The following is a 13,129-nucleotide window of genomic DNA, read 5'->3' on the forward strand; positions in this document are numbered from 1 at the left end:
CTCAGGTTCGGACAAAATCACAGCTGGAGCAGCCAGTTTTGTCTGAAGTAGCCCTAGGTTCGGACAAAATCACAGCTGAAGCCGTTAGTTTTGTCCGAAGTAGTCCCAGGTTCGGACAAAATCACAGCTGGAGCCGCCAGTTTTGTCTGAAGTAGCCCTAGGTTCGGACAAAGTCACAGCTGGAGCCGCCAGTTTTGTCTGAAGTAGCCCTAGGTTGGGACAAAATTAAATGGATGTCCGCTAGTTTTGTCCGAAGTAGCCCCAGGTTCGGACAGAATTAAAGGGATGTCCGCTAGTTTTGTCCGAAGCAGCCCTAGGTTCGGACAAAAACAAAGGGATGTCAGGTAGTTTTGTCCGAAGTAGTCCAGGTTCGGACAAAATCACAGCTGGAGCAGCTAGTTTTGTCTGAACCAGCCCCAGGTTCGGACAAAATCAAAGGGAAGTCCGCTAGTTTTGTCCGAAGTAGCCCTAGGTTCGGACAAAATCAAAGCTGGAGCCGCCAGTTTTGTCCGAAGCAGCCCTAGGTTCAGACAAAAACAAAGGGATGTCAGGTAGTTTTGTCCGAAGTAGCCCTAGGTTCGGACAAAATCAAAGCTGGAGCCGCCAGTTTTGTCCGAAGTAGCCTTAGGTTCGGACAAAATCACAGCAGGAGCAGTCAGTTTTGTCCGAAGTAGCCTTAGGTTCGGACAAAATCTCAGCAGGAGCAGTCAGTTTTGTCCGAAGTAGTACCAGGTTCGGACAAAATCAAAGGGAAGTCCGCTAGTTTTGTCCGAAGTAGCCCCGGGTTCGGACAAAATCACAGCTGAAGCCGCTAGTTTTACCCGAAGCAGCAGCTCTGGTGCATCCGAAAATATTAACGTAACCTTAATCTCCTCACAAAATATCTCAACTCACCCATTTTCCAAAAATTACATACGTAAAAAACGTTTAAAAGATGTTACAGTAGGGTTGTGGTTAAGTCTATTAAAATGCAGGTGATATTAATGAAGGCTAAGCAACTCTATGAGAAAATGGTTGACGTTAAACAATTTGCGACAGTCCTGCTTGCTGTAGGAGTTTTCTTTTATCTTGGAACGATCCTTCCGTCTGAAACGAAAGTGATGACAGATATATATATTGCTACTGGTGCGTCCATCGTGTTTCTTGCTGGTTCTATCGTATTTTTTTCTTTTGCGAAAAAATACCGCAACGAGCTGATTGAGTCAGAAGAAGGCCAGGAGTTATTAATGAAGAAATAAAACGTCCTTTGGGCGTTTTTTTTGTTGGATTTTGACGAATGCTTTTTGGGAAAATCGGGCAAAAAAAGGTTTACAAATTAAAGTAAAGTGGATATACTTACCAGTGTGGTTAAATAATTCAAAAGGAGGTCGAGTGAAATGATCATGAATGGATACTGGGATAACGCACAAACTTCATATCGCAATACGCATTCGACCGGATCGGACTGGATTATTTAAGCTGTTTTTTGACACTTATACATCCATGGCCGCAGGGAGAATCGTGCCCTGTGGCTTTTTTGTGCCCATTTTGCCGCAGGGGAGGAATCCTTGCGGCTTTTTGGGGTGGAAATAAAAAAGGAGGTGAACCGATTATGACCTTAAATATCTTGTTCTTTACAATTACAATTAACAAACGCCAAATGTCTTTGGAAGAAATTCGCCATAACGAAATGGTAGAAAAAATGGTTGAAGACAACAAAACTCGTCAAACAATGCTGCGCCTGTTTTAATTCATTTGAATAATCAACTAAAGAAAGGTGGAATGAAAATGGTTTATCTAATTCAAAGAAGACTGGCTAGCTTATGGGTGGAGAAGGACACCACCTAACGACGGGGTCGGGAGGTAATCTGTATGTCACTGCACGTATTGCTGTTAACACTAATATTCAGGAAAAAGAAATCCCATCGTTAACAAAATGTTCACAACCTCTTCCTTTTAGCACCGTCATTATATGGTAAATTTGGTGTAAATACGGGTGAATGCTGAAGGGGTGATAGGCATGTTCTTGATTGTCATGGGATTGGTGATCTGCGGCGCTGTCGGTCTCGTAGTTGCTGCAGAAGTAAGCGTGGAATAGAGTTTCTGAAGGTATCAATCCAATTTGGGTTGATACCTTTCTTGTGGTTAAGGAATTTATAAAAGTTATTGAGTTGTGGATAACTCTCTGAAGTTTTCTTAATCCAGCTCCAGCGCCTAGCCCCTCGAGTCGCTTGTCTAGCTGCGGCTCCTAATTCCTCGAGACGCTTCGTTCCTGCCAATGAAGTCAAAGAACGACTTCACTGTCAGGCCCTCCGAGGCACACGATGTGCTAGACCCGCCAGCCACAGGACGTGGCGTCATAGGCGAGCAGCGCTTGTCGGGGCTTAACGAGGCACTTGCGCTTTTTGTTCTTTTCCCTGGATAAATTGATACTGAAAAAACCCGGAGCGTTGCCCGGGTTTCTGCGTTACTTCCCTTTATTCTTCTTCTTTTCTTTTTCCGCCCGATAAAATTCATGGAACATCTTCATCAATGCCCTCTTCTCGATCCTGGATACATAACTTCTTGAGATGCCAAGTTCTTTCGCAATTTCACGCTGTGTTTTTTCCTTCTTTAAATCAAGGCCAAATCGGCCAACAATGACCTCTTTTTCACGCTCATCGAGGACATCGATATATTCTTTTACTTTTTCAAGCTCCATATTGAGCTGGATGGTATCAATGACATCTTCTGATTCTGACTTCAGGACATCGATGAGCGAAATTTCATTTCCTTCTTTGTCCTGGCCGATGGGATCGTGCAATGATACATCCTTCTTGGTTTTCTTCAATGCTCTTAAGTGCATGAGGATTTCATTTTCTATGCATCTGGCAGCATATGTTGCGAGTTTGGTGCCTTTGCCTTCCGAATAGCTTTCAATAGCCTTGATCAGACCGATTGTTCCGATAGAAATCAAATCCTCCGAATCCTCGCCGGTGTTTTCGAATTTTTTGACGTTGTGAGTATGAAGCAATGTCATTGAGTGGACCTTTTACGGTAATAGCCACTTGTTCGCTTTTAGCGTCAATCTGTATTTCTTCAATGAGTAACTCCATTAGTTCTCGCCTGCTATCAAAAGTCATGTCATTATCTTCAAACATTAAATTTATATTATCGAGTATAAGTTTTATTTGTTCATCAGAAATGGTGTTGATCTCTTGTTGCTCTTTCTTACGCTTTAGTGCATTGATTTCATCTGTGATACCGGTAATTTCAGAGTTTATTCTCTTCATGTCTTTAAGCATTTCTTCTTCAGTGATGACTTGAGCCACTACATACATGCGCTTAATCCGGTCACGCTCATCCGTTTTCTTTTTAAGCTGCTTTTCGAGCTCGCTGACTTGTTCGTCTAGTGTGTCATCTTTTTCTGTTAGACGGGCTTTGATGGCTTCGTAGAACATCTCTGGATCACTTAGAGACTCAAACAAGAGATTCATGATGTAATCATCCAACAGTTCCACTCGAATACTTCTTGACTCGCATTTTGTTATCCCATCACCATAACGTTTGGGATTAAGGTTAGGACACCTGTACGCGCCGTATTTCTTCTTCTCACCGGTCTTTTTATCTTCTCTACCGTTATACGTCGTACATTCCCAAATCCGTCCGCAATGCTTACAGCGAATCATACCTTTAAAAAGATAATTAAATTTGACGTTGCCTCGCTTTTTGATGTTTTTCTCTTTTTGCTTTTGAGCAAGCTGGAATGTCTTTTCATCGACAATCGGAGGTACATCAACGCGAATCCATTCACTTTCATCACGTATGGTATAGGTTTTCTTCTGTTTACCGGAGCCTGTTCGCTCACCCCAAACTTTTTTTGTTTCCCGTTTGTTGTAAACGTAATTCCCGATATAGATTTCAGAGGTTAAAATTCTTCTGATCGATGTCGCACCGAAGTTTTTACTTTCCGCACGTTTTGGTACGGCGCCTGCGGCGAATAGCTTATCTCCAATCTCACGAAGTGTATGCCCCTCCAAGTACCAAGAATATATCTTATTAACAAAAACCGCTTCGGGCTCGTTTATCACGAGTTCGCCGTCACGATAATCATATCCATACGGCGCTGTGCGCATCGGCATGATTTTTTTGTCTTTTTCAACTGCGCGGAGCCTTCCTCTAATGGTTCGCTTTCGGATTTGGGCTAACTCGTACTGAGCGAACACAGAGCGCATGTTAAAAAACATTTGACCTTCAGGGGTGTTTTGATATTCGGTATCAATGAAAATGATTTCTACGCCTTGTCTGTCCCATTCCTTACATACGATAAGCTTGTCGGTCAGGTCACGAGTCAAACGATCCGGATCCGTTATAATGACTTTATGGATGATTCCGTTTGCTGTATCATCACGAAGCTGGTTCATTTGTGGACGATCAATGTCCTCACCACTTCGACCTTCTTCACGGTAAACTTTCACTTGTGAAGGGGAGAAGCCTAACTCTTTTGCACGCTTCATACACAGCTCTTCTTGAGTTTCTAAGCTGTAGCCTTCTTCAGCTTGTGATATGGTACTTACACGTAAGTAAATGCCAATCATGATGTCAACTCCTTCCTCTAATGCTATGTATATTCATTCTTACCATGATTCATTAAAAGTATAGATTTTTTGAACGGAACAAAACAGGGAGGGGAATTATTTACCAAAAACTAAATATCCATTTGAACTTTCCTGTTACAATTAGATAGAAGAGTATTTGTCAAATAGGTGGTGTTGAGGATTAAAACTTTACTAAAAGTATTAGGTTTCATTTGGGCAATTTTATTTTTTATAATGTTTCTTAGCTTATTCGGATTGTTCGGTATGTATGAAATATTCCCGTATAACTACTATCTCTTTGGAATTCTGTGTATTCCTCTTATCATTGAAGCTATATTAAAACGGAGACTTGAAAAGAAAAAATTAGGATTCATTAAAGAAGTATCAGGAAAAGTCGAGAGGCATCATTCACCATTTGGCGGGGAATACGATATTCCTAGAAAAATGTGGCTACGGTTGTTTAAACGGAGTTTAGTCTTAGAATGTGGGGGAGATACTTACACCATCCCAATTAGCAGAGTCGTAAATGTAAAGCTGATAAAGGTTAATAAAGCCTTTAAGGGACAAGGAAGAACAAGGGGGGATACCTTTTCAAGCAATCATGATGGTATTAAAATCATATATACAAAAGGATTGGACCTATCAATTATCACTATTTATAGAGGTTCAACCACAACGGGATTCGGGATAAGAAAACAAGAATACGAAGAAATGATTGAATTGATTTTCAAGCAAATGAGTCTATATGGTCAATCCCAGAGTAATTAACCTAAGCGTTTTTCAACGATATTAAATAGCTAAAAAAACCAACTCAAAATTCGAGTTGGTTTTTTGTTGATTCATGGTTATTTACACTTTCAATCCATCTTCTTAGTTCACCCATCGATTGAAACAGTCTTGGTGTTCCGGAACTTGATTTCGTAAAAAGAAAAAACAAATTATCGGCTAGATTGACTTTCAAGTAATATACCTCACCTTGGCAGTCAAAACGATAGAGGAACTTATGGATTTGTACACATTTACCTCCGTTTCGAACAATATAATCATTTAATAAATGCATTTGAACATTAAATAGATTGACAGATGGTTTTGTTGTCATAATTTTAGATAATCTTTCCATTACTAACATTATTAACTTTCCGTTAGCTTAATATACAATCTTCGTAATCCTGGGATAACAAAAAAACTGAACAAAACCGTTCAGTTTCTTTTATCTAGACTCATTTTACTATGTAAAACATTTACATAATGTTTTTCTTTCCGCTCTGTAAAAATTGAGTCATGATTTGATCATGAAATTCTTTAAACAATGTACGCTTTAGTTCTAACCCTGTGCATAGCCACGGGTTTTTGCTTACGACTTTAATATAACCACTATTACACCATCTTCTGGCAGTCCGTTCATTTCGCATAATATAGTCTTTAATGTCTTTTGTGCCATATAGAGAGTCATCAATGATTTCTTCAAATGATTCGCTAGGCATAAGGTATTCAAAGGGGTCTAACCCCTTTGAATGGCATTCCTTCATAAACTCATCGTACGTCATGATGCTTCACCTTGTCTTATTATTTGTAGTTGTTCGCCGAGTTCAGCCATTTCAGCCTTCAGCTTAGAAAGCCTAATCCGTCGTTCTTTGCCTTCAAGTTTATATATATTCTTGGCTTTAACTGGGTGTTTTATGATTTCGTATTCTTTTGTTAGTTGATTTAACTTCTCCGAAAAATCATTAAACATTTCTTGCTCTTCAGCTGACAAGGTCATGTCAGAAGAAGGTTTTGTAATGGAATCCAACAATTCTTGGTTGTTTATTGCTGAATCAATTTGTGTAGGCTCATCTTCTAAGGACTCAATGACTCCCAATGGGTTATGAATCTTTTCCCATTTGATTAATTCGGTTTTTGAGAACGGAAAATCTAATGATTCTTTGATTACTGAATAATAAACCCACAGCGGTACATCTTCTTGATAGTGAAATTCGTTGATTCTACTTTTAGCCTTTTCATCTTCATCACCCATTTCATGTCTACAATGAACCTCAGCGACACGCTTTTTCCAATCGTTTAATTGTTTATCTTCAATCAAAGTTCGATTAACAATTAGATTGTTTACTGTGTGTCGCGTTTCGTAATAACTAAAATTCTTTATTTCTGTTTCGGATAAGAAGTCGGAAAAGTCGTTTCTTACTTTCCAAATCCATTTAGTAAGGGAAAGAGTTTTAGCATATTCTTTAAATGGGTTTTTTTCATCACATCGGAATAAAAATCCTTGCCCTTTATATTCTTTAGGAGAAAGGTTATAGAGCCAAATCAAATATTCATTAATCCTATTAACTAACCTTGGTACCAGCAATGTTCCATATTCAGGTGATGGACTGTAGGTTCCTTTGCTGATTCCTTCTGAAATCCAAAGCCTGCTCCAGCCTTCCGGATCATCAATCGAGGTTCTGACAAAGTCAGCGTTCAATCCGCTTATACGCTCGATTCGATATTTTTTAAGCAACCCAAAGTCCGGATGACTAGGATCTTTTTCAATGTCTAGATGTTTATCGATTTCAAGCTTCCATAACTCCACAGGTCTGACCCCGGCAAGAAATCCAATTAAAATCATGACTGCATTTTTAATAGGATATCTCATTCTGTGGGACATTTTATTAGTAAGAGTAGATAAAAACGTTTGGACAAGTTGTGAGCGCGTTGCAAAGACTTTTCTATGGGCAGTTTTCATTTTCTTTGGTGGTTTAACAGGGATATCCGTTTTCAACGCTTTATCAATCCGACGTTTGAATCTAAACAATTTCTCTTTTTCTGCCATACTATCGAAATCGGGGAGTTCTCCTGCATCCTTTAAATCAAGCTTTTTGTAATACTCGTCTTCCGCTAGCATAAGTGCATAATATAAAAATGGCTTCATTTCAGCAGCAATTTTCCATTTATAGGTGTCGCTTTCAATTCCAGCGACCATGAACTTTGCATCTTCTTCATCAAACTTAATAGGATCAAATTCTACTGATAAAAGTTCCGACTCCTCTTCAATCGTAAGACTTCTATAAGTCTTGGTATTTCCTACAGTATCCCAAAAGTTTTTTATATTTGCGCGTCCACATAGAATTTTGTATAAAGATCTAACAAGTTTCGGCTTTACACTTTCTAGTGTGGTTTGTTTTTTGATACGTTGACTAAAATAAACAACGCCATCGAAAGTAATTTCATCGTTTTTTATACGATATTCAAAATAGTTATCAACTAATACTTGAAGATCATCACTAAAATACTCGTAATAGTTAGTGCCATTTCCGCGCTTTGCTTCCGTTCTATTGTTAATAAGTTTTAAATAATTTTGTTTGATCCACTCCCTATCCCAATGTTGAAGATGAAGCTTCACCTTGCTGAGTTGATCTTCGTCTAATTGAGTTGAGAGTAGTTTTGAAAGTAAATCCTTGCTAACATTTAATTCTTTGGAGATACTAGTAAGGGTTGAGAATTTATTCATAAAATTAAAAAACTTATCTTTATGAAAAAGATAGGTAAAAGAATGTGCTTTTGTTATTACATCAACCCCACGTACGTAATAGCAATCTCGCGGAATTCTATCTGCTTCAAGCAATTCAGTTAGAGTAACATGGTTTATTCCAGTTTGTCTTGCTGCTTCCGCAAGTCCAAGTAAACTAGTTTGTAATTGTACTTCAAGTTCTTCTTGAGAAGGAAGTTGTTTTAATATTCCTTTGTCATATAAAACCGGAACTATTTTGCTTTTTACACGATCAGAAGAAAAGGCTGCATTACCTTTTTCTTGGTAAGCTTTAGCAATATCCTCCAAAGTTTCAAACCCACTCTTCTTCAATGCAGTTTTCGTTTTCTTGTGAATTTCTAAGTCATCAACAAGCATTTATTTTCTCACCTCACTATTTATTATGTGCGGACACAGCGGACACTATACCCCATTTTTCGGAAGGGGTTGGCAACTTCCTTTCCTAAAAAGTGTCCGTTAGTGTCCGCTGTGTCCGTTTGCTTTTTTTCATCGTACATTAAGAACGAAATTTTATACATAGTAAGTGGAAACCAAATAGACTAAAATTTGGTATCAACCAACTGAACCAATAAAAAAACAGAGAAGCATATCATCAAGCTCCTCTGTTTTTGTCTAACAAATATTGGATTAATTCAATTGTATTTTCTTTAAGAACTATCATTTTTTCAATTATATCTTTATTGATGTTCTTTTTAATAATCCGGTCAAAATCTTTTTCAATTTCTTTAAATACTTTGTTTGGGTGATAAACCATTTTATCCTCTAATTGAAGATTCTTTTGATGTTCTATTGCTTCAATAAGATGTCTAAGTGTTCCTGCGTTATTACAAAAAGCGCAGTTCCAGTTTGTTGTTGACTGTTCCATTTCTACTTCTGAATAACAATTGAAGCAAGGAAAGACGATTTTATCTTTTTCTAATCGATAATCGATCTTACTTTCCTTTAAAAAAGCAATAGCAACTAAATGTTTGCTCACTGAATCATCTCTCTAATCGGACTAGGTGTTACCTGGTTGTCTTTCATAAACTCCTTAAAATCGCTACCGTATATGACATACTTACTCCCGAAACAATAGGATCTTATTTTACCACTTTCGCAGTATCTACGAACTTGACGAACAGATAAACCGATCAAGTCAGCCACATCATTAGGGGTCAGTACACTATCGTCGGGAATTGCTTTGATAGGTGGTGCTAATTCAACTGCATATCCAAATTGTTCTTCTATATAATTATGGTTTTTCAATTTATTTTCTCCTTTCATTTATATACCTCTTGTCCTTATTAGACCATTATGTCCAGTAAAAATATAAATTAGACCTAAAAATATATCTTTGAAGCAAAAAATAAAAAGGCATTGAAGATATAATTATCTTCAATGCTTTACACTAATTTTCTTAGTCGTTGTAATTACTTCTAATCCATCCTGTTCCAATACTTGAAGTCACATTATACCAAATATAATCATCATCTTCCCACATGCCATTCACTTGAACGTCTTCGTAATACGGTATAGTTCCTAATTCGTACGTTGTTTCAGAAAATGGGTGTTGGAAAAGTGTTTGGCTTAACCACCAAGCTGTTTTATACGTTTCAACATCAGTCGGTTCTATTGCATAAAGACCTTCTTCTCCAATAATCCAATAGTCCTGTGATTCAATGTTTACTCGGTACCAAGTAAAATCATTAAGGTAATCAATATACCTTCCTGTCACCTCTACTGAAGGTTCAGTTAAAGTTGAAATAACTGGTTTATTTTGATCAGGTGTTTCGCGGTAACGAATTCCTTCTCTTAAATACATCGTTTTATTGATGTTTTCAATGGTGAAATAACCACCTTTGTCACCCATAATCCAACCAACTTGTCCATCTTTAACCACTTTAAACCACCAGATACCTTCTCCATCAATAAAACGTGAAAGAGTGGTTACTTGCTGATTTTCGTTGATCGCCACCCACGTATTAAATCGGGTTGATGGAAAGCTATATAAATATTCGTACTTGTACGTTGTAAGTGTCGTTTCATATGGTACTTCTTTTCCGAGTTTACCTGTTTGACCCCGAACCCAATAATTATTATAGTCTGAGCCTAATTGGTAAAAACCGTAGTAATCATCTCCATATTGTTTATATACTTTAACATCGCCCGGTTCGATTTTGGTATCAGGAACAACGTTTCCGTATGGTGCATCATACAAATCAGATGTTGAAAATACTGTGTAATCAGCGCCTATTTCTTCTGAAGAAGGTATAAACCATTTGTTTTGTGCGACTTGTACCCAATCATTCCAATAATATTGAGTTTTTGATATTTTGTTTTCACCTTCCAGATGATAGCTGTCAGCAGATAATGATGGATAAGGATAATAAGTTTTAATATCGCCGATGGTATATAAATTTCTCATTCCGCTACCTTCGGTATCTTCGATATTTTTAATTAGCTGCTGTTGAACATTTGCTAATAAAAATCCATAACCATATTCCCAATTATGATCAGTGTTTGTTGATGTCGATTTTGTTTCCGGATGATAAACATCACCGTAATTAGCTGTATAGCTTGCGTTATCGATTAATTTCTCTCTAATTTCTTGTCCAGTTGCATCTGGATACATTTCGAATAACAAAGCAGCAACTCCTGTTACGAATGGTGCGGCAATTGATGTGCCAGAATCCGTATCATAACTTTTTCCACCATGCCATGCTAGTTTAACATCTTTTCCAAAAGCTGCAATTTCAACATCAGGTCCAGTTTGGGACCAAGGACTGTCAGCATCAAGATCATCACTGATATACTTAGCACGGTTGTTCCCAGTATCAATCGCTGCAACAGCCATAACATTAGGATTACTTCCTGGATATTCTACACCATACTTTGGATCAGCTATTGCTTCTTCATATCCAAAAAATGTACTATTCCAATCAGCGTAATACATTTTTTTATCTGTTATAGTAGAGTCGTCCGGATCTTGAGTTGTATATTGTGCATTTGGTTGATAGTTATAACCAACTTTATTCGATCCATTATTACCGGCTACTCCAATAATAAGTACCCCTTGTGATACTAATCTTTCGATGGCAGTATCAATTGCTAATTTAGATTCTTCTGTATTTATAACGCTTAAACTTAAATTTATAACCTTTACTTGATCTTTCCGGTTTAATGTTTGATTTTTTTCGTATATAAAATTCAATACTCTAGGTAGGCTTTCTCTGGTCGTCTCATGAGTTGTCAAATCGGCATTATGAAACTCTAGTTCGACTCCAGGCGCTACGCCGTCAATTTCTATTCCATCATGTTTTGCTATAATGATGCCTGACACATTTGTACCATGGGTTTTATGTCCACTCACCAGATTTTCCGCTGTTGTAATACACGTATTTGTTGTCTTACAGTCATAAACTGTTATCTTTTGTTGATCAAAATCTGAATGACCTTTATAAAATCCTTCATCAATCACTGCAACTTTTACACCGTTTCCTTTAAAACCAAAATCACCGTCAAAATTCCATAAATGTTCAATGTTAATGTTCTTAAGATAATTATCGTTATACATATCCGGGTCATCTGTGATGGTCATTGCTTGAGTTGTGTATCCTGTTGTTAATAGTAAAACTGCAGATAGGATTATCAAAATCTTTTTCATCCATATTCCCCCAATAAAAGATTATTATTGTTACATTTTAATTGTATTTGAAAATTTTGAAATATGTAAAAAAATGTAAAATTTTAACATAGGCTTATTTTTAAATCTGGTAAACGGAATTTATTATTTTACTTGCTTTATTCATCTTTTCTTTTAAGATGACAAAAAGTGAGGTGTTATCATGAAAAAGAAAATTACCATTATTATTTTTTTAATTTTACTTACTGTTTCTTTATTTGCTTTTTATGAACTACGCTACAAACCAATTAATGAACACTGGAAAAAATGTGAAAGTAATAAGGTTCAAGGTATTATTGGATGTGAATAAAAAGTGAGGTGTTATCATGAAAAAGAAACAAAAGATATTGCTGTATTCTATTCTTGCTATCATCTTGATGATCTCAGGAATGTATATTTATAAAAAAGAAAAAGCTTTAGAGGAGTATTGGGATGAATGCGAATATATGAATGTACAGAACATTTTAGGGGAATGCGAGTATTGAAAAATTTTTACGACTACACAAGAACCAATATAAAGGTCTAATAATAAAATTTATGAAACATAATGTTAGTGTACGAAAAACGACCGTTTAATTGACGAATTGTCAGACAATGTATAACGGTTGTTTTTTCTTGTTATACTGATTAAAAAATGTTCGAAAAAGGGTACGAAAAGTCTTTTGTTCGAAAAAGATTAAAGTCACCTTTTTTCGTACAATCAATAGGAGGAAAAAATGAAGCTAGGATATGCACGTGTGTCGACTGATGATCAAGACATGCTTATGCAATTAGAAGCGCTTAAATCAGCAGGCGTTAAAGAAGAAAACATTTATAAAGAACATGTATCCGGAATGAAAAAGGATCGTCCAGAATTAAATCGACTGCTTGATTACGCTCGCGAAAGCGATGAAATCGGAGTGTTTAAGTTGGATCGGATTAGTCGAAGTTTAAAGCATTTAGAAGAGCTTGTTGAAGTGTTTGAAAAACGAGGAATTGAATTCATCTCCCTGCATGAAAAAATCGATACAAACAGCGCTTCGGGAAAATTATTCTTCCGAATGATGGGAGCAATCGCTGAGTTCGAGCGTGATATCATTTCGGAGCGAACGAAAGAGCAGCTTGCTGCCAAAAAGAAAAACGGCGTGAAGCTCGGAAGACCAACCGTTGATAGTGAAAAATTAGAATTGGCATTTGCGCTTTACGAATCGAAACGGTATTCTGTCGCGGAAATAACAAAGAAAACGGGCGTAAGCCGAACCACATTTTATGACTATTTGAGAAATCGCCCTGTTGGTTAGGGCGATTTTCTTTTTGAGTAAATCGGAAGGAAATTCCATTTTTTGCGGAAATATGATGAAACATGATATCAGTTACGGTAAAATTATAAAAGAGTATATTTAT

At 37.1% G+C, this 13,129-nt stretch carries 12 protein-coding genes and 1 pseudogene; 6 read left to right on the forward strand and 7 right to left on the reverse strand.

What is annotated here, in order from left to right; all coding sequences use genetic code 11:
* Positions 1–983 precede the first annotated feature (983 nt).
* Positions 984–1,238, forward strand: a complete 255-nt coding sequence (locus J7E37_RS00630) for a YrhC family protein (protein ID WP_251009380.1) — start codon at positions 984–986, stop codon at positions 1,236–1,238.
* Between the two features lie 353 nt (positions 1,239–1,591).
* On the forward strand, positions 1,592–1,729 hold the full coding sequence (locus J7E37_RS00635; RefSeq protein ID WP_214778704.1) for a YrzI family small protein: 138 nt from the start codon (positions 1,592–1,594) through the stop codon (positions 1,727–1,729).
* Between the two features lie 717 nt (positions 1,730–2,446).
* Here the strand turns inward: J7E37_RS00635 and sigK are convergent.
* Positions 2,447–2,983, reverse strand: a pseudogene (sigK, locus tag J7E37_RS00640) (RNA polymerase sporulation sigma factor SigK); the annotation flags it as partial.
* A complete protein-coding gene (locus J7E37_RS00645; RefSeq protein ID WP_251009381.1) occupies positions 2,895–4,556 on the reverse strand; it encodes a recombinase family protein in 1,662 nt (553 codons plus the stop codon). The gene J7E37_RS00645 and the pseudogene sigK, both read right to left, overlap by 89 nt.
* Positions 4,557–4,730: 174 nt before the next feature.
* On the opposite strand from J7E37_RS00645, the gene J7E37_RS00650 reads away from it, so the two are divergent.
* Positions 4,731–5,324, forward strand: a complete 594-nt coding sequence (locus J7E37_RS00650) for a hypothetical protein (protein ID WP_215021833.1) — start codon at positions 4,731–4,733, stop codon at positions 5,322–5,324.
* Positions 5,325–5,797: 473 nt separating this feature from the next.
* On the opposite strand, the gene J7E37_RS00655 is transcribed toward J7E37_RS00650, so the two are convergent.
* The 5 genes from J7E37_RS00655 to J7E37_RS00675 all read right to left on the reverse strand — a co-directional run bounded on the left by J7E37_RS00655 (position 5,798) and on the right by J7E37_RS00675 (position 11,728).
* Complete coding sequence (locus J7E37_RS00655; protein ID WP_215021836.1) at positions 5,798–6,103, reverse strand: hypothetical protein; 306 nt, start codon at positions 6,101–6,103, stop codon at positions 5,798–5,800.
* The gene (locus tag J7E37_RS00660; RefSeq protein WP_215021838.1) at positions 6,100–8,442 is read right to left on the reverse strand and encodes a hypothetical protein; all 2,343 of its coding nucleotides are present in this window, start codon (positions 8,440–8,442) and stop codon (positions 6,100–6,102) included. Before J7E37_RS00660 ends, J7E37_RS00655 begins: the two co-directional genes overlap by 4 nt.
* A 235-nt stretch (positions 8,443–8,677) precedes the next feature.
* Positions 8,678–9,061 (reverse strand): RING finger protein, encoded by a 384-nt coding sequence (locus J7E37_RS00665; RefSeq protein ID WP_215021841.1) that lies wholly within the window; start codon positions 9,059–9,061, stop codon positions 8,678–8,680.
* On the reverse strand, positions 9,058–9,348 hold the full coding sequence (locus J7E37_RS00670) for a helix-turn-helix domain-containing protein (RefSeq protein ID WP_215021843.1): 291 nt from the start codon (positions 9,346–9,348) through the stop codon (positions 9,058–9,060). The genes J7E37_RS00665 and J7E37_RS00670 overlap by 4 nt, the downstream gene beginning before the upstream one ends.
* Positions 9,349–9,481: 133 nt before the next feature.
* Positions 9,482–11,728 (reverse strand): S8 family peptidase, encoded by a 2,247-nt coding sequence (locus tag J7E37_RS00675; protein ID WP_215021846.1) that lies wholly within the window; start codon positions 11,726–11,728, stop codon positions 9,482–9,484.
* A gap of 181 nt (positions 11,729–11,909) precedes the next feature.
* Between J7E37_RS00675 and J7E37_RS00680 the strand changes: the two genes are divergently transcribed.
* The 3 genes from J7E37_RS00680 (at position 11,910) to J7E37_RS00690 (ending at position 13,026) form a co-directional block, all read left to right on the forward strand.
* A complete protein-coding gene (locus J7E37_RS00680) occupies positions 11,910–12,056 on the forward strand; it encodes a hypothetical protein (RefSeq protein WP_215021849.1) in 147 nt (48 codons plus the stop codon).
* Positions 12,057–12,072: 16 nt separating this feature from the next.
* Positions 12,073–12,231, forward strand: coding sequence for a hypothetical protein (locus J7E37_RS00685; protein WP_215021851.1), 159 nt, complete (start codon positions 12,073–12,075; stop codon positions 12,229–12,231).
* A 231-nt stretch (positions 12,232–12,462) separates the two neighbouring features.
* Positions 12,463–13,026 (forward strand): recombinase family protein, encoded by a 564-nt coding sequence (locus J7E37_RS00690; RefSeq protein WP_215021853.1) that lies wholly within the window; start codon positions 12,463–12,465, stop codon positions 13,024–13,026.
* The last annotated feature ends 103 nt before the right edge of the window (positions 13,027–13,129 follow it).

The organism is Bacillus sp. ISL-39 (assembly GCF_018613295.1).
GTDB lineage: Bacteria > Bacillota > Bacilli > Bacillales > Cytobacillaceae > Mesobacillus.